This is a genomic window from Streptomyces mesophilus (genome assembly GCF_011044995.1).
GTDB lineage: Bacteria > Actinomycetota > Actinomycetes > Streptomycetales > Streptomycetaceae > Streptomyces > Streptomyces mesophilus.
In genome coordinates this window covers 1-22481 of the sequence record NZ_JAAKZW010000133.1, presented here as the reverse complement: position 1 = coordinate 22481, position 22481 = coordinate 1, and the positions used below count along the sequence as shown (strand labels likewise).

19 protein-coding genes are annotated in these 22481 nt (G+C 70.2%); 11 read left to right on the top strand and 8 right to left on the bottom strand.

What is annotated here, in order from left to right; all coding sequences use genetic code 11:
• Positions 1–86 precede the first annotated feature (86 nt).
• From G6045_RS26250 to G6045_RS26240, 4 genes are all read right to left on the bottom strand, one after another.
• Positions 87–1562 (bottom strand): peptidoglycan D,D-transpeptidase FtsI family protein, encoded by a 1476-nt coding sequence (locus G6045_RS26250; RefSeq protein WP_165334569.1) that lies wholly within the window; start codon positions 1560–1562, stop codon positions 87–89.
• Positions 1563–1637: 75 nt separating this feature from the next.
• The gene (gene mmpB, locus G6045_RS42015; RefSeq protein ID WP_267913020.1) at positions 1638–1766 is read right to left on the bottom strand and encodes a morphogenic membrane protein MmpB; all 129 of its coding nucleotides are present in this window, start codon (positions 1764–1766) and stop codon (positions 1638–1640) included.
• A 91-nt stretch (positions 1767–1857) separates the two neighbouring features.
• The gene (locus tag G6045_RS26245) at positions 1858–2067 is read right to left on the bottom strand and encodes an acyl-CoA carboxylase subunit epsilon (protein ID WP_165334568.1); all 210 of its coding nucleotides are present in this window, start codon (positions 2065–2067) and stop codon (positions 1858–1860) included.
• A gap of 11 nt (positions 2068–2078) precedes the next feature.
• Entirely contained in the window at positions 2079–3671 is a 1593-nt protein-coding gene (locus tag G6045_RS26240) for an acyl-CoA carboxylase subunit beta (RefSeq protein WP_165334567.1), read from the bottom strand.
• Positions 3672–3791: 120 nt separating this feature from the next.
• Here G6045_RS26240 and G6045_RS26235 point away from each other — a divergent pair, with 120 nt between their 5' ends.
• On the top strand, positions 3792–4679 hold the full coding sequence (locus tag G6045_RS26235; RefSeq protein ID WP_165334566.1) for a biotin--[acetyl-CoA-carboxylase] ligase: 888 nt from the start codon (positions 3792–3794) through the stop codon (positions 4677–4679).
• A gap of 157 nt (positions 4680–4836) precedes the next feature.
• Positions 4837–6024 (top strand): adenylate/guanylate cyclase domain-containing protein, encoded by a 1188-nt coding sequence (locus G6045_RS26230; RefSeq protein WP_408056365.1) that lies wholly within the window; start codon positions 4837–4839, stop codon positions 6022–6024.
• A 98-nt stretch (positions 6025–6122) separates the two neighbouring features.
• Here the strand turns inward: G6045_RS26230 and G6045_RS26225 are convergent, their stop codons facing one another.
• Together G6045_RS26225 and hutH are read right to left on the bottom strand one after the other, a co-directional pair.
• A complete protein-coding gene (locus tag G6045_RS26225) occupies positions 6123–7259 on the bottom strand; it encodes a GGDEF domain-containing protein (RefSeq protein ID WP_165334565.1) in 1137 nt (378 codons plus the stop codon).
• A gap of 57 nt (positions 7260–7316) precedes the next feature.
• Entirely contained in the window at positions 7317–8864 is a 1548-nt protein-coding gene (hutH, locus tag G6045_RS26220; protein ID WP_165334571.1) for a histidine ammonia-lyase, read from the bottom strand.
• Positions 8865–9013: 149 nt separating this feature from the next.
• On the opposite strand from hutH, the gene G6045_RS26215 reads away from it, so the two are divergent.
• Positions 9014–9823 (top strand): enoyl-CoA hydratase/isomerase family protein, encoded by an 810-nt coding sequence (locus tag G6045_RS26215; protein WP_165334564.1) that lies wholly within the window; start codon positions 9014–9016, stop codon positions 9821–9823.
• A gap of 62 nt (positions 9824–9885) precedes the next feature.
• On the opposite strand, the gene G6045_RS26210 is transcribed toward G6045_RS26215, so the two are convergent.
• Entirely contained in the window at positions 9886–10224 is a 339-nt protein-coding gene (locus G6045_RS26210) for an LAETG motif-containing sortase-dependent surface protein (RefSeq protein ID WP_165334563.1), read from the bottom strand.
• 132 nt (positions 10225–10356) lie between these two features.
• Between G6045_RS26210 and G6045_RS41615 the strand changes: the two genes are divergently transcribed.
• The 6 genes from G6045_RS41615 (at position 10357) to G6045_RS26180 (ending at position 19038) form a co-directional block, all read left to right on the top strand.
• The gene (locus tag G6045_RS41615) at positions 10357–10887 is read left to right on the top strand and encodes a hypothetical protein (protein ID WP_235968313.1); all 531 of its coding nucleotides are present in this window, start codon (positions 10357–10359) and stop codon (positions 10885–10887) included.
• Positions 10888–11105: 218 nt separating this feature from the next.
• Positions 11106–12362, top strand: a complete 1257-nt coding sequence (locus tag G6045_RS26200) for a L,D-transpeptidase (RefSeq protein ID WP_206344190.1) — start codon at positions 11106–11108, stop codon at positions 12360–12362.
• A 172-nt stretch (positions 12363–12534) separates the two neighbouring features.
• Positions 12535–13959, top strand: coding sequence for an ABC transporter permease (locus G6045_RS26195; RefSeq protein ID WP_165334561.1), 1425 nt, complete (start codon positions 12535–12537; stop codon positions 13957–13959).
• 69 nt (positions 13960–14028) lie between these two features.
• On the top strand, positions 14029–14712 hold the full coding sequence (locus tag G6045_RS26190) for an ABC transporter ATP-binding protein (protein WP_165334560.1): 684 nt from the start codon (positions 14029–14031) through the stop codon (positions 14710–14712).
• Between the two features lie 157 nt (positions 14713–14869).
• Complete coding sequence (locus tag G6045_RS26185) at positions 14870–18139, top strand: S8 family peptidase (RefSeq protein ID WP_165334570.1); 3270 nt, start codon at positions 14870–14872, stop codon at positions 18137–18139.
• Between the two features lie 119 nt (positions 18140–18258).
• A complete protein-coding gene (locus G6045_RS26180; protein ID WP_165334559.1) occupies positions 18259–19038 on the top strand; it encodes a group II truncated hemoglobin in 780 nt (259 codons plus the stop codon).
• A gap of 32 nt (positions 19039–19070) precedes the next feature.
• Here G6045_RS26180 and G6045_RS26175 read toward each other — a convergent pair whose 3' ends face one another.
• Positions 19071–20015, bottom strand: a complete 945-nt coding sequence (locus G6045_RS26175) for a helix-turn-helix transcriptional regulator (RefSeq protein WP_165334558.1) — start codon at positions 20013–20015, stop codon at positions 19071–19073.
• Between the two features lie 163 nt (positions 20016–20178).
• On the opposite strand from G6045_RS26175, the gene G6045_RS26170 reads away from it, so the two are divergent.
• Positions 20179–21222, top strand: coding sequence for an NAD(P)-dependent alcohol dehydrogenase (locus tag G6045_RS26170; protein ID WP_165334557.1), 1044 nt, complete (start codon positions 20179–20181; stop codon positions 21220–21222).
• A 186-nt stretch (positions 21223–21408) separates the two neighbouring features.
• Complete coding sequence (locus G6045_RS26165; RefSeq protein WP_165334556.1) at positions 21409–22341, top strand: ketopantoate reductase family protein; 933 nt, start codon at positions 21409–21411, stop codon at positions 22339–22341.
• Positions 22342–22481 lie beyond the last annotated feature (140 nt).

Below are 22481 nucleotides of genomic sequence, written 5' to 3'. Positions count from 1 at the left end.
GTGGGTGGGGCGCCTGCGGCGCCTGGCGCGACGAATAGGAGCGCCAGGAAACCCCGGGCCACCTCGCCCTGCACGTACGCCCAGGGTCACTTCTTCAGCAGAACCGCCTCCATGACGTCCTTCGCGATCGGCCCGCCGAGCTTGCCGCCCGCGATGTCGCTGCGCGGGATGTCCTGGCCGGGGTCGACGAAGACGGCGACCGCGACCTGCTTGCCGTCGCTGTTCTTGCCGTACGAGATGAACCAGGCGTACGGCGGCAGTTCGTTGTTGGCGCCGTGCTGGGCGGTACCGGTCTTGGCGCCGACCGTGACGCCGTTGCCGATCACCGCGGGCCGGCCCGAGCCGTTCTCGGCGGTCGACTCCATGGCCTCGCGGACCTTGGCCGCGGTGTCGGCGGAGATCGGCCGGGACCGCTCGGCCGGCTCGGTCTTCGCGATGAGGTCACGGTCGGGGCCGCGCAACTCGTCGACGAGGTACGGCTTCATGACCTTGCCGTCGTTGGCGATACCGGCGGCGAGCATCGCGATCTGCAGCGGGCTCGCGGTCACCGAGCCCTGGCCGATGCCGCTGAGGCCGGTCTGCGGGACGTCGATCTCGGACGGGTAGACGGACTTGCCGGCCCGGATCGGGGTGTCGACCTCGCCGTCGTTGAAGCCGAAGCCCTCGGCGACCTCACGCATCTTCTCCTTGCCGACCTCGACGGCCAGCTTGGCGAACACCGTGTTGCAGGAGACCTCCATGGCCGCCTTCACCGTGGCGTTCTTGCAGGGCAGGCCCTCGGTGTGGTTGGGCAGCGGGTTGGTGGTCTGCGGCAGCTTGTACGGGTCAGGGGTGTCCGTCGGCTCGTTGACGTCCGTGACCTTGCCGGCCTCGATCGCGGCCGCGGCCGTGAGCACCTTGAAGGTCGAGCCCGGCGGGTAGGTCTCCTTCAGGGCGCGGTTGAGCAGCGGCTTGGTCTTGTCGGCGCCGAGCTTCTTCCACTGTTCCCCGTCGTTGTCGCTCATGCCGGCGAAGGACGAGGGGTCGTACGAGGGAGTGGACGCGAGCGCGAGGATCTTGCCGGTCTCCGGCTCGATCGCGGCGACGCCGCCCTTCAGGTTCAGCTTGCCGAGGCCTTCGAAGGCGGCCTTCTGCGCGTCCGGGTCGATCGTCGTGTAGACGTCGCCGCCGCGCTGGGACTTGCCGGTCAGCATGTTCACGGTGTTCTGGATGAACAGCCGGTCGTCGGAGCCGGAGAGCAGCTCGTCGTTCAGGTTCTCCAGGGCGGTGGAGCCGAAGGCCTGCGAGGAGTAGCCGGTGATGGGGGCGTACATCGGACCGTCCTTGAAGGTCCGCTTGTACTTGAAGTCCTGCCCGTCCACGGCCTTGGAGCCGGTGATCGGCTTGCCCGCGACGAGGATGTTCCCGCGCGGCTGCGCATAGCGCTCGATCGCGACCCTGCGGTTCTTCTCGTGCTTCGCGAGCTCGTCGCTCTCCGCGTACTGGATCCAGTTCGCGCGGACCAGCAGTGCGAGCACAAGAAGCCCACAGAAGATGGCTATGTGTCGCAGTGGCTTGTTCACGTGGTGCGTCCCTCCCCGGCAGTTCCTTCAGTAGGGACGATAGGGCGCGGCGGCCGGTTGCGGGACCCCGGCCCCTCAGTGCACGCCGAGCACGAACATCGCGAGCACCATCGCCAGGGCGAGCAGAAAGCCCGCGCGCCGCATCATGGCCTGCGCATCGCGCATGTCCTTGGGCGGCTTGTTCTCAGGGTCGGACCAGAGCATGCCTCGATGGTGCCGCTGCGCACGACGGTGCGCCTGAGTACGGGTACTCAGGCGCACGTGGTCACCACCCCGAGTTCCTTCAGGGACGGCTCTATCCGGGCCAGTACGTACGGGACCAGGACGTCGGGCCGGGAGCCGGCAGCCGGTGGCGGGCCACCCGGGCCGGGTCGGCCCAGGCGTCGGACGGTGCGGGCGCGCCGGTCCCCTCGGTGGCCAGGGACGCGGCGCGCGCCTGGACCACCGCCAGGGCGGCGGCGAGCTCCTCCGGGGTCGGGTTGCCCCGGACGACCTTGATCATCATCGGCGGACCTCCTAGAGGGGGATGTTGCCGTGCTTCTTCGGGGGCAACGACTCGCGCTTCGTACGGAGTTGACGCAGCCCGCGCACGACCTGGCGGCGGGTCTCCGAGGGCATGACCACGGCGTCGATATAGCCGCGCTCGGCCGCCGTGTACGGGTTGAGCAGCGTGTCCTCGTACTCCTGGATCAGCCGTGCGCGGGTGGCCTCCACATCGTCCGCGGCCGCGAGCGTCTTGCGGTGCAGGATGTTGACCGCGCCCTGCGCGCCCATGACGGCGATCTGGGCGGTCGGCCAGGCGAGGTTGAGGTCGGCGCCCAGGTGCTTGGAGCCCATCACGTCGTACGCGCCGCCGAAGGCCTTGCGCGTGATGATCGTGATCAGCGGGACCGTGGCCTCCGCGTACGCGTAGATCAGCTTGGCGCCGCGCCGGATGATGCCGCCGTACTCCTGGTCGACGCCCGGCAGGAAGCCCGGCACGTCCACGAAGGTCAGGACCGGGACGTTGAACGCGTCGCAGGTGCGCACGAACCGCGCGGCCTTCTCCGAGGCGTTGATGTCCAGGCAACCCGCGAACTGCAACGGCTGGTTGGCCACGATGCCGACCGGACGGCCCTCGACCCGGCCGAAGCCGGTGAGGATGTTCGGCGCGAACATCGACTGCGTCTCGAAGAACTCGCCGTCGTCCAGGACGTGCTCGATCACCGTGTGCATGTCGTACGGCTGGTTGGCGCTGTCCGGGATCAGCGTGTCCAACTCGCGGTCCTCGTCGGACAGTTCGAGATCCGCTTCCTCCGGGAAGGCCGGCGGCTCGGACAGGTTGTTCGACGGCAGGTAGGAGAGCAGCGACTTGACGTACTCGATCGCGTCCTTCTCGTCGCCCGCCATGTGATGCGCCACACCGGACGTCGAGTTGTGGGTGCGGGCGCCGCCCAGCTCCTCGAAGCCGACGTCCTCGCCGGTGACCGTCTTGATGACGTCCGGGCCCGTGATGAACATGTGCGAGGTCTGATCGACCATCACCGTGAAGTCGGTGATCGCGGGGGAGTACACCGCGCCGCCCGCGCACGGGCCGACGACCAGGGAGATCTGCGGGATGACACCGGACGCGTGGGTGTTGCGGCGGAAGATCTCGCCGTACATCCCGAGCGCCATCACGCCCTCCTGGATGCGCGCGCCGCCCGAGTCGTTGATGCCGATGACCGGGCAGCCCGTCTTGAGGGCGAAGTCCATCACCTTCATGATCTTCTGCCCGAAGACCTCACCCAGCGCCCCGCCGAAGACCGTGAAGTCCTGCGAGAACACCGCGACCGGACGGCCGTCGACCGTGCCGTACCCGGTCACGACACCGTCGCCGTACGGCTTGTTGGCATCGAGCCCGAAGTCGTTCGAGCGGTGCCGGGCGAACTCGTCCAGCTCCACGAACGAGCCCTCGTCCATGAGCAGCTCGATCCGCTCACGGGCCGTCAACTTGCCCTTGGCGTGCTGCTTCTCCACCGCGCGCGCCGAGCCGGCATGGGTCGCCTCGTCGATACGGCGCTGCAGATCGGCGATCTTGCCCGCCGTGGTGTGACTGTGCTGATTGCTGTGGGCGATCGCCTCGGACATCGGGATGCGGCTCCCTGCCTGCTCGAATGCTCGTATGAGAACGCTTGGCTACTGATGCGTAGCGTAGTGGCGTGGCACGGTCCCGGCAGTGCGGTGTTCCCCACACCTAGTCTGTCTTGCATGACGAGCGAAAACTCCCCCGCGAACCGTTGGACGGACCTGGAACGGCCCCCGCTGAACGGTGCGGCGCTGCGGCGTGCGCTCACGAATACGGGCGGTCTGTACACCGATGTCGAGGTCGTCCCGGCCACAGGCTCGACCAACTCGGACCTCGCTGCGGACGCGATCGCCGGGAACGCCGAGGAGGGCGCCGTCCTCGTCGCCGAGGAGCAGACCTCGGGCCGCGGCCGTCTCGACCGGACCTGGAGCGCACCGCCGCGCTCGGGTCTGTTCTTCTCCGTGCTCCTGGAGCCCTCGAAGGTCCCCGTGCACCGGCTCGGCTGGCTGCCGCTGCTCGCCGGGGTCGCCGTGGCCTCCGCGATCTCCCGTACGGCGGGTATCGACACGGCCCTCAAGTGGCCCAACGACCTGCTCGTCACCGTCGACGGCGAGGAGCGCAAGGCCGGCGGCATCCTCGCCGAGCGGGCCGGCGAGAACTTCGTCGTCCTCGGCATCGGCCTCAACGTCAGCCTCGGCGCCCACGAACTGCCCGTACCCACGGCCGGTTCGCTCACCCTCGCCGGCGCCCGCGGCCAGGACCGCGACCCCCTGCTCCGGGCCGTCCTGCGCTCCGTCGAGCAGTGGTACGTGCCGTGGCGCGACGCACTCGGCGACCCCGCCGCGTCCGGGCTCCAGGAGGCGTACGCCGCCGGGTGCGCCACGCTCGGGCGCAGGGTGCGCGCCGAACTCCCCGGCGAGCGCACCCTCGTCGGCGAGGCCGTCGCGCTCGACGGTGACGGGCGCCTGGTCATCGCCGTGGACGGGGGCGGTCGGGAGGCGGTCGGGGCCGGGGACGTCGTCCATCTGAGGGCCGCGTCCGGTTCCGCGTCCGGTCCCGCGTCCGATTGAGGACTTCCGTACGTATGCGATGAGGACTTCCGTACCCGAGTGAGCCAGCCCACACCTGCCGTATCGTGGTGCCCGTTCGTCAGCAGCGTTATGGGGCTGTGACAGATCGAATGGCGCGGAATGCGGCAGCGAGTGCGGAAGGGCAGGGCAGCAGGCAGTGACCGTCGATGACTCGGGCTCTCACTCCGGCTCCGCCACCGCGCATGCCAACGGTGCGGCGGGCGGCACGCCCTCCGACGAGGAGCCCGGCCCCCGGCCGATCGACCATGCCGCGCAGGACGGGGCGGCGCCGGACGGCGAGACCGATCCGCTCGCGCTGCGGCTCGAAGGACTGATCCTCGGCGCCGAGCGGCGCTACACCCCCTTCCAGGCCGCGCGCACCGCCGGTGTCTCGATGGAGCTGGCCTCCCGCTTCTGGCGGGCGATGGGCTTCGCGGACATCGGCCAGGCCAAGGCGCTCACCGAGGCGGATGTCCTGGCGCTGCGCCGCCTTGCGGGTCTGGTCGAGGCCGGGCTGCTCAGCGAGGCCATGGCCGTCCAGGTGGCGCGCTCCACCGGGCAGACCACGGCGCGGCTCGCCGAATGGCAGATCGACTCGTTCCTCGCGGGTCTCACCGAGCCGCCCGAGCCGGGCATGACCCGCACCGAGGTCACGTATCCGCTGATGGAGCTGCTGCTTCCGGAGCTCGAGGAATTTCTCGTGTACGTGTGGCGGCGCCAGCTCGCCGCCGCGACGGGCCGGGTCGTGCAGGCCGCGGACGACGAGGAGATGGTGGACCGGCGGCTCGCGGTCGGCTTCGCGGACCTCGTCGGGTTCACGCGCCTGACGCGCCGTATGGAGGAAGAGGAACTCGGCGAGCTGGTCGAGGCGTTCGAGACCACCTCCGCCGATCTGGTCGCGGCCAATGGCGGGCGGCTGATCAAGACGCTGGGTGACGAGGTCCTGTTCGCGGCGGACGACGCCGGGACGGCCGCCGAGATCGCGCTGCGGCTCATCGAGACGATGGCCGGGGACGAGACGATGCCCGAGCTGCGGGTCGGGATCGCGTTCGGCACGGTGACCACGCGGATGGGCGATGTCTTCGGTACGACGGTGAACCTGGCGTCGCGGCTCACGTCGATAGCGCCGAAGGACGCCGTCCTGGTGGACGGGGCGTTCGCGGCGGATCTGCAGCGGGCGGGGGATGCGCCGGTTTCCGAGGCGGAGGCGGCGGCGGAGGCGGAGAAGGCGCTTGCCGCCGGGGAGACGCCGCCGTCGTATCGGTTCGCGTTGCAGCCTATGTGGCAGCGGCCGGTGCGGGGGCTCGGGGTTGTGGAGCCCTGGCTGTTGACGCGGCGGGGGTAGGAAACCGGGGGCTTCGCCCCGGACCCCTGCATCCGAACTTCGTTCGGATCTCCTCAAACGCCGGAGGGGCTGAAAGATCTGCTCAAGCGCCGCAGGGGCTATTTGCGGAACCGTCTCCGATCCCCCTGGCGCTCCTTCTCCGGGGCGTCCGCGAGTTTGATTACCGGGTCGTTCGGGCCCTCGCGGCCTGCGATGACCGGGTTGGTGGAGCGGGCGGCCTTGGCGCGGTACTGGGCCGCGTCCGCGAGGCGGAAGAGGCGGCGGGCCGAGCGGACCGGGCCGATCGGGTCGCCGGTCGAGGCGACCCCGCAGGCCACGCCCTCGCCCAGGTCCAAGTCCAGGGCCCGTACGCAGAGTTCGTCCGCGACCCGTACCACCTCGTCGGCCGAGGGGCCTACGGAGAGCAGGCAGAACTCGTCGCCGCCGAGCCGGGCCGCCAGCGCGCCCGGCAGCATCGCGCCGCACAGCGAGAGCACCGAGCCGAAGCGTTCGAGGAGGCGGTCGCCGGTCGCGTGGCCGTGGGTGTCGTTGACCTTCTTGAGGCCGTTCAGATCGCAGACGACAAGCGAGACCACCGTGCCGTCGCGGCGGTACGACTCCACCGCCTCGTCCAGGCGGGCATCCACCGCACGCCGGTTGGCGAGCCCGGTGAGAGCGTCCGTGAAAGCGAGCCGCCGGGCCTCCTCGAGGCGTTCGGTCTGGGCGAGCCCGGCCGCGATCACCGCGGCGAGGACGGTGGCGAAGTCGGCGTCCTCGCGCCCGAACACCGGCATGCCCACGGGCCGCGCCACATAGAGCTCGCCCCAGGCCCGCCCGTTCAGGACGATCGGCGCGACCACACAGCAGCCGCGGCCGCGCCGGCGCAGGGCGGCCACGCGCTGGTGGCAGTAGCCGGCCGCCCCGCCGGCCGGGCCTTCGGCGGTCTCCACCCAGGCGTTGGGTTCGCCGCCGCCGGCCCAGCGCTCGTGCAGGAACTCGGTGATCTCGGGGAACTGGTGCACCGGGTAGGTCTCGTTGTCCGGGAACTCCTCCTCGCCGGCGGCGCGTTCACCGGCGTTGACCAGGACCTTGAGCCGGCCGCGCTCCCGCTCCCAGACGGAGAGGGCCGCGAAGCTGCCGCCGAGCGCGCGCTGTGCGCCGTGCGCGGCGGCCAGCCATGACTCCCGCGGGCTGTGCGCGGCGGCCATGGCCTGCGCCACGCGTACGACCCCGGCGAGCCGGTCTTCCTGTCCCATCTCCCTAGGTTAGGGAGATATGGGGAGTTTGCGGACTTTTAGGGCGTAGGCGGGTGGTTACGCCAGCGGCCCGGTGATCTTCTCCACCGCGGCGAGCAGTCCACCGTCCCGTACGAACGACTCCGCCGCCGCCAGGTCCGGTGAGAGATAGCGGTCAGGACCCGGGCCCTCGACGCCCGCCGCCCGCGCGCCCGCGATCGCCGCGGCCGAGGCGGGCGCCGGGGTCAGGCCGGTGCGCAGTTCGATCGCGCGGGTCGACGCGTACAGCTCGATGGCCACGACGCGCGCGAGATTTCCGACCGCCGTACGGAGCTTGCGCGCCGCCGACCAGCCCATGGAGACGTGGTCCTCCTGCATCGCCGAGGACGGGATCGAGTCCGCCGAGGCGGGCACCGCGAGCCGCTTCATCTCGCTGACCAGGGCGGCCTGCGTGTACTGGGCGATCATCAGGCCCGAGTCCACGCCCGCGTCGTCCGCGAGGAACGGCGGCAGACCGTGCGAGCGGTTCTTGTCGAGGAGACGGTCGGTGCGGCGCTCGGCGATCGAGGCCAGGTCGGCTGCGGCGATGGCGAGGAAGTCCAGGACGTACGCGACGGGGGCGCCGTGGAAGTTGCCGTTGGACTCGACACGGCCGTCGGGCAGCACGACCGGGTTGTCGACCGCGGACGCCAGCTCGCGCGAGGCGACCAGGGCGGCGTGCGCGAGGGTGTCGCGGCCCGCGCCCGCGACCTGCGGGGCGCAGCGCACCGAGTACGCGTCCTGGACGCGCGGGGCGTCGCCGGTTGCTGAACTGTGCTGCCCGGTGAGACCCGAACCGGCAAGCACCGCCGCCATGTTGGCGGCCGAAGCGCCCTGGCCCGGGTGCGGGCGGATCGCGTGCAGCTCGGGCGCGAGCACCTTGTCGGTGCCGAGCAGCGCCTCGAGGGAGAGCGCGGCCGTGACGTCGGCGCTCTTGTAGAGCCGCTCGAGGTCGTCGATGGCCATGAGCAGCATGCCGAGCATGCCGTCGGTGCCGTTCAGGAGCGCGAGGCCCTCCTTCTCGCGCAGCTCGACGGGCTTGATGCCGTGGGCGGCGAGCAGCTCGCCGGCGGGGTGCACGGTGCCGTCCGGGCCCTCCGCGTCGCCCTCGCCCATCAGCGCGAGCGCGCAGTGGCTCAGGGGCGCGAGGTCGCCGGAGCAGCCGAGGGAGCCGTACTCGTGCACGACCGGGGTGATGCCCGCGTTCAGGAGGTCCGCCATGGTCTGCGCGACCTCGGGACGTACGCCGGTGTGGCCCGAGCAGACGGTCTTCAGGCGCAGGAACATCAGCGCGCGGACCACCTCGCGCTCGACGTGCGGGCCCATGCCGGCCGCGTGCGAGCGGACGATGTTGCGCTGCAACTGCGCGCGGAGCTCGGTGCTGATGTGGCGGGTGGCGAGCGCGCCGAAGCCGGTCGAGACGCCGTAGACCGGCTCGGGCCTGGCGGCGAGCGCGTCGACGATCTCGCGGGCCTTGGCGAGGGCGGTGAGGGCCTCGGGGGACAGCTCGACGCGGGCGTTCTCACGTGCCACGGCGATGACGTCGGCGGGGGTCGTGCCGGACGTCCCGAGCACCACGGTGTGCATAGTCATATTCAGCAGCCTACGGATTGAATCGGGATGTGTCACTGGTCAGTTCGGGGAGCGCCCATTACCTGCGGGGGCAGGGGTTGATTTCACCGCCCCGGCTGCCATGATGCCGAAGTCGGTGAACGCACGTTAACCAGGAGGTCCCCATGGCGGAAGCAGCAGCGCAGGAGGAGCGGTACGGCGAGTTCGTGGCCGTACGCCGGCACGGGTACGTCGCCGAGTTCGTGCTCGACCGGCCCAAGGCCATGAACGCGGTGTCCAGCGCCATGGCCGGCGCGATCGGCGAGGCCTGCGTGGCGCTGTCCGCCGACCGCGACGTCCGCGTCGTGGTCGTGACGTCCTCGCACGAGCGGGCCTTCTGCGTCGGCGCCGACCTCAAGGAGCGCAACTCCTTCACCGACGCCGAGCTGCTGCGCCAGCGCCCCGTCGCCCGCGCCGCCTACACCGGCGTACTCGATCTGCCGATGCCCACCATCGCCGCCGTGCACGGCTTCGCCCTGGGCGGCGGGTTCGAACTCGCCCTGTCCTGCGACCTGATCGTCGCCGACGCCACCGCCGTCGTCGGCCTGCCCGAGGTGTCCGTCGGCGTCATCCCCGGCGGCGGCGGTACGCAGCTGCTTCCGCGCCGCGTGGGGGCCGCGCGGGCCGCCGAGCTGATCTTCTCGGCGCGGCGCCTGGAGGCCGCGGAGGCGCGGGAGTTGGGCCTGGTCGACCAGCTGGTGGAGGCCGGCCGGGACCGTACGGAGGCGCTCGCCCTCGCCTCACGTATCGCCGCCAACTCGCCGGTCGGACTGCGCGCCGCCAAGCGCGCGCTGCGGCTCGGGCACGGGCTCGATCTGCGGGCCGGGCTCGAGGTCGAGGACGCGGCCTGGCGCAGCGTCGCCTTCTCGGGCGACCGGGCCGAGGGCGTCGCGGCCTTCAACGAGAAGCGCACGCCGCAGTGGCCGGGGGAGTGAGGCGGGGCGGGTGAGCGAGGCAGGGCGAAGGGGCCGGCGAGTGGGGCGGGACGAAGGAGCCCTCAGGCCCCGACGAACCGCCGCTTGCTGAGCGCGAAGATCCCCACGCCGGAGATCAGAAAGGTCAGCCCGCCCGCGAGGTACGGGGTCGTGTCCGTCGACCCCGTCTCCGCGAGCCGCGTGGCGTCGCCCGCGGACGTGGCCGAAAACCCCTCCACGCCGGAAGCGGAACCGGAATCAGGTGCGGAAGCGGAACCCGGACGCGCCGTTGTCCCGTGTCTGTCCGCGGCGGCCCGCTCCTTCTGCTCCCCACTGGCCGTCGCCGAGGGGACGAACCACAGGGCGCCGAGCAGGGACCCGGCAGCGGTGGCGGTGAGCAGTGAACGGCGTGCGGATGACACGGAGTGGATCCCCTTGTGGTGCCGGTGGTTTGGGAGCCTTCCGAAGACCGGCTCCCACCGTGTGCGGCGATGCTAGTGAACACAGCGGGTCGCGCGAAAGTGGAGGACGCCTTCCGGCTTACGCTCCGGCTCATGAGCACCCCTGAGACATCCCGTTTCGTACGGCTACGCGTGGAACTCGTCCTCGAGGTCACCGACGAAGATTCCCTGGCCGGCGCCGCGCTCGACCGGATCGGCGAGGACGCGTACATGCCCGAGGAGGAGCGCACGCACGCCGAGTCCGCCGTGCGCGAGGAGGCGGCCGAGGCGCTGGCCTATCTCGTCGATCCCTTCGATCTGGTCGCCGAGGTTCCCGGCGTCGAGCTGACCCAGGCCTCCTGGAGCAGCGAGGCGGTCGACCACGACCCCGACGACCCCGAGTGGGACGAGGAGGACCTCGACGGGGACCTCGCGTACGAGGACGAGGACGGCGAGCTTCCCTACGACGAGGACGAGGACGAGGGCGACGACGACGAGCTCCACCACGGCGAGGACGACCTCGCATACGGAGAGGAAGAAGCCGCATACGGAGCGGAAGAGCCCGAAGGGTTCGAAGAGCTCGAAGAGGGCGAAGGGGACGAGGATCACACCCGGGCCCACGGAGCGGCGCCGGTGGGCGCGTAGCCTCGAAGTGACGTAGGAACCCCGGTCGGCGGCCCCCGTCGGCCGGGGTTTCGTCGTCTGCGTCGTCCCTGCTGGAGCGGCCGGTGCGCGTGTCCTGGACCACATCCTCGCCGGATTTGGAACCGCTCGAAGTGGTACGCGTGTTGTAAGGGTGTGCGGGGTCTGACTCCGCGCGGGGACAAACGGGGACTTTCGGGGCATCCGGGGATTCGGCAACGATGGAGAAGCGTGTGATGACGGACAGCAAGCGGCGCAGGGGCCTCATGGCCATGTCCGCACTGCTCGGCGGCGTCCTTGTACTGTCGGCCTGCAGCAGCGGGGACGACGGTGCGAAGGGCAAGGAGACCCAGCAGGAGAAGGCCGACGAGGCCGCCGCGAAGGACACCTCCGCCGCCCGAATATCCGTATCGCCGAAGAACGGCGAGAAGAACGCGTCGATCAACAAGGCCGGCCAGGTCACCGTCGAGGACGGCACCCTCACCAGCGTCACCATGACGACCGGCGAGGGCGACGAGGTCGCAGGATCGATCTCCGCCGACAAGAAGACCTGGAAGCCGGACGCCCAGCTGGAGCGCGCGACCACCTACAAGGTCAGCGTCGCCGCGAAGGACTCCGAGGGCCGCGAGGCGCACGAGAACTCCACGTTCACCACGGTCGCGCCCACCAACAGCTTCATCGGCAACTTCACGCCCGAGGACGGTTCCACCGTCGGTGTCGGCATGCCGGTCTCGATCAACTTCGACAAGGCGATCGAGAACAAGGCCGATGTCCAGAAGGGCATCAAGGTCACCTCCAGCAGCGGTCAGGAGGTCGTCGGCCACTGGTTCAACTCGACCCGGATCGACTTCCGTCCCGAGGACTACTGGAAGGCGAACTCGACCGTCACGCTCGATCTGAAGCTGGACGGCGTCGAGGGCGCCGACGGCGTCTACGGCGTGCAGCAGAAGTCGATCACCTTCAAGGTCGGCCGCTCGCAGGTCTCCACGGTCGACGCCAAGACCAAGCAGATGACCGTCACCCGTGACGGCAAGGTCGTCAAGACCATCCCGATCTCCGCCGGTGCGCCCGACAACAAGACGTACGAAGGCCAGATGGTGATCTCCGAGAAGTTCAAGGAGACCCGGATGAACGGTGCGACGGTCGGCTTCACGGATGACGACGGCAAGGGCGAGTACGACATCAAGGACGTGCCGCACGCGATGCGTCTGTCGACCTCCGGCACCTTCATCCACGGCAACTACTGGGGCGCCAAGTCCATCTTCGGCTCCGCCAACACCAGCCACGGCTGCGTGGGTCTGGCGGATGCCAAGGGTGCGAACGACAAGGGCACTCCAGGCTCCTGGTTCTTCGACAACTCGATGGTCGGCGATGTGGTGATCGTCAAGAACACCGGCGACAAGACCGTCGCCCCGGACAACGGGCTCAACGGCTGGAACCTGAGCTGGTCCGAGTGGACGGCGGGCTCGCAGGCCTGATCCGCCCGCCTGTCGCAGCACACCCCCAGGGACCCCCGGTGGCCCGCACCTCTTCCGAGAGGTGCGGGCCACCGCCCGTATACGGCAGGGGATTTGAGCGGCGTACGGCTTCTCATCGCGCTCTCAGGCGCCCCTTATCCCGCCATCACGCGCCGTTCCTACCTTCAGCCGCATGTTCTTCACCTACTTGCGGCGTGAGCTGCGCCGTCGCAGAAAGGCGGCGCTCGTCGTCGCCTCCGGGCTCGCGCTCGGCATCGCTCTGGTCATCGTGGTCAACTCCGTCTCCGCGGGCATGAAGCAGGCCCAGGGCGAGGTCCTCGAATCGCTCTACGGACTCGGTACGGACATGACCGTCACCAAGGCGCAGGAGGAGCCCGAGGAGGGCGGGGCGGTCGCGCGGCCGCGCTTCAAGTTCGACGCGAGCGACGGCGGCGAGCAGTCGAACGACATGCTGATGGTGCAGGGCTTCGAGACGCTCAGCACGTCCACGGTCGACACGGTCGCGCGGCAGGACGGGGTCGCGAACGCGGTCGGCGGACTCAGCCTGACCAGCATCTCGGTGAGCGGCGACTTCAAGCCCGGCGAGATGAAGCCGGCCCAGCCCGCGCAGCCGGGCCAGAAGGGCAGCGGCGGCAGCGGTGAAGTCCGCGGCGGCGGCGCCGACTTCGGCGTGAACTCCTTCACCGTCTTCGGTACGGATGTCACCGAGCCGGAGCTCGGACCGCTGACCTCGTCGACGCTGACGAAGGGCCGTACGTTCAAGACGTCCGAGACCGACGCGAAGGTGGCGGTGCTCGACTCCGCGTACGCGAAGAAGGAAGACCTTGCGACCGGTGACGAAGTCGAGGTCAAGGGCAAGAAGTTCGCGGTCGTCGGGATCGCCACGGCCGACAAGGGCCAGCCGGCGGCCAACGTCTACATTCCGCTGAAGCAGGCGCAGACGCTCGCCGACGCCAAGGGCAAGATCACCACGGTGTACGTGAAGGCCGCGGACTCGCAGGCGATTTCCGCGGTCAAGGACGCGATCCAGAAGAACGTCCCCGACACCACCGTGACCACCTCCGCCGACCTCGCCAAGACCGTCTCGGGCTCCCTGGACACGGCGGCCGGCCTCGCCTCCACCGTCGGCAAGTGGCTCTCGTACGCGGTGCTCGCGGCGGCCTTCCTGGTCGCCGGGCTGCTGACCTCCTCGGCGGTGAGCCGGCGCGTCCGCGAGTTCGGCACGCTCAAGGCGCTCGGCTGGAAGTCGGGCCGTGTCACCCGGCAGGTGGTCGGCGAGGCCCTGGTCAACGGGCTGATCGGCGGTGCGCTCGGCATCGCCGCCGGCCTCGCGGGCGCCTACGCGGTCACGGCCGTCTCGCCGACCCTGACCGCCGAACTCGGCGGCGGGCTCAGGGTGGCGGGACCCGGCGGCGGTGGCCCGGCGCAGGACGCCGCCGAACGCACCCTCGACATCGCGCTCAGCGCCCCCGTCAGCCTCGCGACCATCGCGCTCGCGGCCGCTCTCGCCATCGGCGGCGGTCTGATCGCGGGCGGCTTCGGCGGCTGGCGCGCCTCGCGACTGCGCCCCGCGGACGCCCTGCGCCGCGTCGAGTAGGCCCCCGGCCCTCCGTGTAGCGGCCCCCAACTCCCGTACGCCTGACGAAAGTTCCAGGAGTCATCCACCATGTACGACCTCAGAGGCGTCACCAAGACCTATCGCCGCGGCAAAGCCACCGTCCAGGCGCTCGCCGACGTCGATCTGACCATCGAGGACGGCGGTCGCCTGGTCATCCAGGGCCCCACGGGCGGTGGCAAGTCCACGCTCCTGCAGATGCTCGGCGGGCTCGACCGCCCCACGTCCGGGCAGGTCGCACTCGACGGCACCGATCTCGCCACGCTCCCCGAGGCGCGTCTGACGCGGGTGCGCAGCGAGAACATCGGCTTCGTCTTCCAGTCCTTCAACCTCATCCCGACGCTCACCGCCCAGGAGAACGTCGAGACCGCCCTCGTCCCCCTGAAGCTGAGGGCCAAGGACCGCCGCGAACGGGCCGCCGAGGCGCTGGAGTCGGTGGGCCTCGGGGAGCGGCTCGGCCATCTGCCCGGCGAGATGTCCGGCGGCCAGCAGCAACGGGTCGCGATCGCACGGGCGTTGGTGAAGCGCCCGAAGGTCCTGCTCGCCGACGAGCCCACCGGAAACCTCGACGAGTCGATGCGCGACGAGATCATGGAGCTGCTCGAAGGGCTGTGGAAGGAGCACGGCCTGACCTTCGTGATGGTCACGCACGACAGCGCGATCGCCCGCCGCGCACCCCGGCTCGCGACGATCAGGAAGGGGCGGCTGACGGTGACGGAGAACGCCGGGGCGTGAGCAGGAAACAGTGACCGTGCACGCACAACCGAACCCACGTGGTGACCGTCCTAGATGACGCGAAACACCGACCACAGGGGGAAAGTTGCGCAGACGAGTCAGAAGAGCGGGCATATCCACGGTCGCCGTCGCGGCGGCCGTGGCGCTCGCGGGGGGAATGACCGCACCGGCGGCCGCGCAGAAGCAGACAGCCGCTCGGAGCGTGGCAGGCGGGTCCGGGACGGCCTCCGAGCAGCGCATCCAGTTGATCACCGGTGACCGGGTGGTCGTGGACGGCACGGGCAAGGTCGTCCGGCTCGAGCGGGCCAAGGGCCGCGAGAAGATCCCGGTACAGATCCAGCGCCTCGCCGGGGACACACTCGTCGTGCCGCTGGACGCGCAGCGCCTGATCGCCGACGGCACACTCGACCGGCGGCTGTTCGACATCACCGAGTTGAGCAAGGCCGAGACCCGCAGGGCCCAGAAGAAGGGCCTCAAGCTGATCGTCGGCTACAAGGGCGCGGCGGCGAACGCGAAGGCGCAGGTACGCGACGCCGGTGACACACGGGTCCGCAGGGTCCTCACCTCCCTGAACGCCGACGCGGTGACCACGCCACGGGACGACACCGCGCAGTTGTGGGAGGCGCTCACGGACGAGCGCGGCGCCGGGGGGCGCACCACCACGTCCGGCGTCGACAAGATCTGGCTCGACGGGGTGCGCAAGGCCAGCCTCGACAGGAGCGTCAAGCAGATCGGGGCCGACAAGGCCTGGGCGGCCGGCTACGACGGAACGGGCGTCAAGATCGCCGTCCTGGACACCGGGGTCGACGTCACGCACGCGGACCTCAAGGACCAGGTCGTGGCGGCGAAGAACTTCTCGGTCTCGGCGGGCACGGACGACAAGTTCGGCCACGGCACGCACGTCGCGTCCATCGCGGCGGGTACGGGTGCCAAGTCGGGCGGCAAGTACAAGGGGGTGGCTCCCGGAGCCAAGCTGCTCAACGGCAAGGTGCTCAGCGACGACGGCTACGGCGACGAGTCCGGCATCCTCGCCGGCATCGACTGGGCGGTCACCGAAGGCGCCGACGTGGTCAACCTCAGCCTGGGCGGCCCGGACACCCCCGTACTCGACGTCCTGGAAGCGGCCGTCAACAAGTACGCGGAGCAGAACGGCGTCCTGTTCGCCATCGCCGCGGGCAACGAGGGCGAGGGCGGCGCGCAGACCGTCGGCTCCCCGGGCAGCGCGGAGGCCGCGCTCACCGTCGGCGCCGTCGACCGCTCAGACAAGCTCGCCGGGTTCTCCAGCAGGGGCCCGCGCGTCGGCGACGGCGGCCTGAAGCCGGACGTGACCGCACCGGGTGTGGACATCGCGGCCGCCGCCGCGCCGGGCAGCCTCATCGACAAGGACCCCTCAGTCGCGCATCCGGCCCCGGGCTACCTCGCCATTTCCGGTACGTCGATGGCGACCCCGCATGTCGCCGGTGCCGCGGCCCTGCTCAAGCAGCAGCACCCGGACTGGAAGTACACCGAGCTCAAGAGCGTGCTCACGGGTTCGGCCAAGGGCGGCGCGTACACGCCATTCCAGCAGGGCACGGGCCGTATCCAGGTCGACAAGGCCGTCAAGCAGACGGTGTTCGCGGACCCGTCGCCCGTGCAGTTCGGGGTGGCCCAGTGGCCGCACACCGACGACCCGAAGCTGACGAAGAAGCTCACGTACAAGAACCTGGGCACCGAGGACGTCACCCTCGACCTCGCGGTGAAGGGCTACAACCCCAAGGGCCAGGCGGCACCGGCGGGCTTCTTCACCCTGGGCGCGACCAAGGTGACGGTGCCCGCGGGCGGTACGGCCGCGGTGGACGTGAGCGCCGACACGAAGCTGGGCGGTACGGTCCACGGCGCGTACTCCGCGTATGTGACGGCGAGCGGCGGCGGGCAGAGCGTACGGACGGCCGCGGCCGTGCAGCGTGAGGTCGAGTCGTACGACCTGACGGTGAAGCACATCGGGCGGGACGGGCAGCCGGCGCCGGACTACGCGACGGATCTGATCGCGTACTCGGGCCAGGACTTCCCGCTGCACGACAAGTCGGGCACGGTCAAGGTGCGGCTGCCGAAGGGCACTTACCTTCTGGACTCGAAGATCGCGAAGGACCCGGTGGCGTTGAAGGGCGGCGTCGACTGGCTGGTCAATCCCCGCGTGAGCCTCACCAGGAACGTCTCGCTGACACTGGACGCCCGCACGGCCAAGGCACGGAACATCACCGTGCCGGATGCCGCGGCGAAGCCGCTGCACGCGGCGTCCACGTACAGCTATCAGGGCGCCGGGTGGTTCAACGGCCTGGACGCCCCCTCGTTCGGCGACCTGCGCACCGCCCACCTCGGCCCCGAGGTCACCGGGCTCACGCAGGACTGGAGCGGAACCTGGACCAAGGGAGCCGCGACGGAGTACAACATCGTCCTCGGCGGCGCGGTGAAGAAGTTCGGCGCAGGCGGGAGCAAGCATTTCAAGGCGAACGAACTGGCCAAGGTCAGTGTCGCCCTGGGCGCGTCCGCGGGCGGCAAGACCGCAGGCATCGTCTCCTCCGCCTACCTTCCGGGGGAGATCAGCAGCTACCCGCCGCCGCTGCCCGTCCAGCAGAAGGCGCCGGGCAAGCGCACGCTTCATCTGTCCACGACCGGCAAGGCCGCCTGGACCATGGACGTGTACCAGTTCGGCGGCGAGGTCGACGAGGAGGGATTCCCGGTCCCGGAGGCCGGATACGAACTCGGCAGGCCGCAGACCTTCACGGGCGGCAAGAGCTACGCGAAGGTCTTCAACACCGGCGTCTTCGGTCCGAAGCTCAACGCGGACTTCGGCGTCTTCCGCACGGGCAACGAGCTCTACGCCAGCCTGCCCGTCTTCGCCGACGGCATGAACCACACCGGGTGGCCGAAGTACGCGTCCGGCAGGACTCAGCTGTTCCGCAACGGCACCAAGATCGGTGAGAACCCGGGGGCGCCCGACGGCGGCATCTTCACGGTCCCGGCCGGCGAGGCCACGTACAAGCTCGTCAGCTCCGTGCGGCGGGACCTGAAGGTCGCCACGGCCACCAGCCGCGTCAAGGCCACCTTCACCTTCAAGTCCAAGAAGGTCGCGAACGAGACCAGGCTCCCCGTCTCCGTCGCCCGCTTCACTCCGAAGCTCGCGCTGGACTCCACGGCGCCCGCGGGCAAGAAGGTGAGCATGCCGGTGACCGTGCAGGGCGCGGCCGCCGGTAAGAACCTCAAGTCGCTGACTGTGTACGTGAGTTACGACGGCGGCAAGAACTGGAAGAAGCTCACGCTCAAGAAGGGCAAGGTCGAGTTCAAGAACCCGGCCAAGGGCAAGTCCGTCTCCTTCCACGCGAAGATCAGCGACAAGAAGGGCAACACCACGGCGATGTCGGTCTACGACGCGTACTACGGCAGGTAGGCGTGTACTACGGCACGTAAGCCGATCGCCCAACGGGCGGTAACGCAAGGCGAGTTGATGCGGCCCGCGGGAACCTGCGAGGTTCCTGCGGGCCGTACCCGTGACGTACTGTCCGGGACATGAGCAGCCGGACTGTCGAGTACATCCGCTACACCATCCCCGCGGACGGCGCCGAGGCCTTCATCGCCGCCTACGAGCGCGCAGCCGAACCCCTCGCCGCCTCCCCGCAATGCGTCGACTACGAGCTGCGGCGCTGCGAGGAGGAGCCCGAGTCCTTCATCCTGCGGATCACCTGGACCTCCACGAGCGACCACATCGAGACCTTCCGCGCCTCGGCGGAGTTCCGCACGTTCTTCGCCGAGATCAGCCCGTACGTGAAGGACATCACCGAGATGCGGCACTACGCCCCGACCGGGGTGGCCGGGCAGGGCGCGGCGGTGCCGTCGCTGTACGCGTGGGCCGGCGGCGCGAAGAACTTCGACCGGCTCACCGAGGCCTTCTATACCCGGGTGGTCGAGGACGATCTGCTCGGCGGGCTGTTCAGGGAGCTGCCGGCCGAGCACGCGCGGCATGTCGGGGCCTGGCTCGCGGAGGTCTTCGGCGGCCCGAAGACCTACAGCGAACAGCTCGGCGGCCACCAGCACATGGCCGGCAAGCACCTCGGCAAACACATCACCGAGGCACAGCGCAGGCGCTGGGTGAACCTGATCCTGGACGCGGCGGACGAGGTGGAGCTGCCGGGCGACCCCGAGTTCCGCTCGGCGTTCGTCGCGTACATCGAGTGGGGCACCCGGATGGCGCTCTACTACTCCAACGACGTCTCCGACGAGGACTGCCCGCCCGTCCAGCCGATGCCGTACTGGGGGTGGGGGGTGCCGGGCGGTCCGTATCAGCCCTGACCTTCGCGCGGCTCAGGGCTGATCGTGCGCCGTCAGCCCTGATCGTTCGCGTGGGACGCGCGCTCGGCCGTCGCATCCGCGCCCCAGCTGACCAGCAGGCGCAGCGCCTCGGCCGAGGGCGTGCCCGGCTCCGCGTGATACGTGGACAGGCACTGCTCCCCGTCGTCGGCCAGCTGCAGCGTCTCGTACGAGAGGGTCAGCTCGCCCACCAGCGGGTGGCGCAGGACCTTCGTGCCGTGGCCCTTCTCCTTGACGTCATGCGCGGCCCACAGCCGCCGGAACTCCTCGCTCTTCACGGAGAGCTGTCCGACGAGCGCGGAGAGTTCCGGGTCGTCGGGGTGGCAGCCGGCGTCCATCCGCAGATAGCTGACGACGTCGCTCGCCTTCTGCTCCGGGTTCACGAACAGGGCCTTGACCTGCGGATTCAGAAAGATCATCCGGGACCAGTTGCGGTCCTCGGGCTTCCAGGACGCGATATCGCCGAAGAGCGCGGCCGCGGCCCGGTTCCAGGCCAGGATGTCGGTGCGCCGCCCCACGATGTACGCGGGCACGCCCTCCATCGCGTCGAGCAGCTGCTGCAGCGCGGGCCGCACCTGCTGCCGGGCGCCGCCGCGTCGCTTCTTCTTGTGCTGCTTCGGCTTCGTCAGATGCAGCAGATGGGCGTGCTCGGCGTCGGTGAGGCGCAGGGCCCGCGAGATCGCCTCCAGGATCTCCGTCGACACATTCGCGCCGTTGCCCTGCTCGAGACGGGTGTAGTACGCCACCGAGACCCCGGCGAGCTGCGACAGCTCCTCACGCCTGAGCCCCGGCACCCGGCGCCGGTTCCCGTAGTCCGGCAGGCCCACCTCGGAGGGCTTGATGCGGGCCCGGCGCGTGCGCAGGAACTCGCTCAGCTCCGCACGCCGGTCGAGGGCGGCGGCGTCGGCGGGGGCGCCGGTCGAAGGGGCGTCGGCCGCGGCGGGTTCCTGATCAGTCATGCAATCCAGTATCACTCCGCCGTACGCATGGATCCTGACCCTGCCAGTAGTAGGACCACCGGACGTAGGCACAACAGTGGGCTGGGTAGCACGCTGCGGGTCCTGCACTCTCGTATGGACACAACGCATCGAGCATCGATCACCACGAGGGGAACCCCCGACCATGAGCACCACCGTCGCCGCCTACGCCGCCCCCGCCGCCAACGCCCCCCTGGAGCGCACCACCATCGAGCGCCGGGCGCTGGGTGCGCACGATGTCCTGATCGACATCAAGTACGCCGGCATCTGTCACTCCGACATCCACCAGGCCCGCGACGGCTGGGGTGAGGGCATCTTCCCGATGGTGCCCGGCCACGAGATCGCCGGTGTGGTCGCCGAGGTCGGCCCGGAGGTCACGAAGTACAAGGCCGGCGACCGCGTGGGCGTGGGCTGCTTCGTGGACTCCTGCCGTGAGTGCGAGTACTGCCTTCGCGGCCAGGAGCAGTACTGCACGCAGGGCATGACCGGTACGTACAACGCGCTCGACAAGAACGGCGAGCCCACCTACGGCGGCTACTCCACGCACCTCGTCGTCGACGAGAACTACGCGGTCCGCATCCCCGAGGGCATCGACCTCGACGTGGCCGCGCCCCTCCTGTGCGCGGGCATCACCCTGTACTCCCCGCTGAAGCACTGGAACGCGGGCCCCGGCAAGAAGGTCGCCATCGTCGGCCTCGGCGGGCTCGGTCACATGGGCGTCAAGATCGCCCACGCGCTCGGCGCCGAGGTCACCGTGCTCTCGCAGTCGCTCCGCAAGAAGGCGGACGGCGAGCGCCTGGGCGCCGACCACTACTACGCCACCAGCGACCCGGCGACCTTCGAGGAGCTGGCCGGCAGCTTCGACCTGATCGTCTCCACCGTCTCGGCGCCGCTCCCGCTGGACCAGTACCTGTCGTTGCTGAAGGTGGACGGCGTCTTCGCGAATGTCGGCGCCCCCGAGGAGCCGGTGTCGTTGAACCTCTTCTCGGTCATCGGCGGCCGCAAGACCCTCGCGGGCTCGATGATCGGCGGCATCGCGGAGACCCAGGAGATGCTGGACTTCTGCGCGTCGCACGGCTTCGGCGCGGAGATCGAGGTCATCCCGGCGGACAAGATCAACGAGGCGTACGAGCGCGTCCTCGCCTCGGACGTCCGCTACCGCTTCGTGATCGACACCGCCACGATCTGACGTTCTTGCGCCGTACGCGAGTGTCTTGCGCCTTACGTGAGTCTCTTCGCCTTACGTGAGTTGGGCCCGGTTCCTGTCTCAGGGGCCGGGCCCTCGGCGTGCGTACGAGGGGATCATGATTCACTCGGGGCGGAACGCGATCCCGGGGCCCGGGACGCGGAACTCGAGAGCGTGAAGGGGAACTCCATGAAGATCCTGGTAGTCGGAGCCGGCGCCACAGGCGGCTACTTCGGCGCACTGCTCGCCCGGGCGGGCCGCGACGTGACCTTCCTCGTCCGTCCGGGACGCGCCGCGGTCCTGCGCACGCGCGGTCTGCGCATCACGGGCAAGGGTACGGAGGACTGGGAGCCCCTGACGCCTCAACTGGCCCTGGCGGACGAGCTTTCGGAGCCGTACGACCTGATCCTGCTCGCCGTGAAGGCGACCGCTCTGGACGCGGCCGTCGAGGCGATACGGCCGGCGGTCGGGCCCTCGACCACGATCATGCCGTTCCTCAACGGCCTTGCCCATGTCGACCGCCTCACCGCGGAGTTCGGCGCGGACGCGGTGCTCGGCGGAGTGGTCAAGGTCGTCACGACGCTCACGCCCGAGGGCGACATCGTCCGTCTCGCGCCGCTGTCCCAGCTGACGTTCGGCGAGCAGGCGGGCGGCCTCTCGAAGCGGGTGGAGGAGATACGGGAGGTCCTCGACGTTCCCGGTATCGATGCTGTCGCGTCGGCGGACGCGCTCGGGGCGATGTGGTCGAAGTGGGCCTTCATCGTGACGATGGGAGCGCTCACCTGCCTCGGGCGCGGCACGGTGGGCGAGGTGAACGCCGTTGCGGGCGGCTCCTCGCTCGGCCCGGCGCTGCTCGCGGAGGCGTCGGCGGTCGCGGCGGCGGCGGGGTATCCGGTGCCGTCGGGCGAACTGGACTTCACGCGGACCGTGGTGACGACCCAGGGTTCGTCGCTGGTCCCGTCCCTGTACCGGGATGTGGTCGACGGCCGGCCGACCGAGGCCGAGCACCTCTTCGGCGATCTCACCGCGCGGGCACGGACGGCGGGCGTCGCCACACCGCTGCTCGACCTGGCGACGTTGCAGCTGCGGGTGCATGAGCACCGGGTCGGCGGCGGGCAGTAGTTGGCGGTCGGGCTGTAGTCGACGGTGGGGCGGCGGGCAGGAGCTGCCGAGTCGGGGCGGCGGCCTGGGCTCTGCCCCGTATGGGCTCCACGGGCCCTGGCCCGGCTGGGGCACCCTCCCCCGATGGGGTGCCCCAGCCG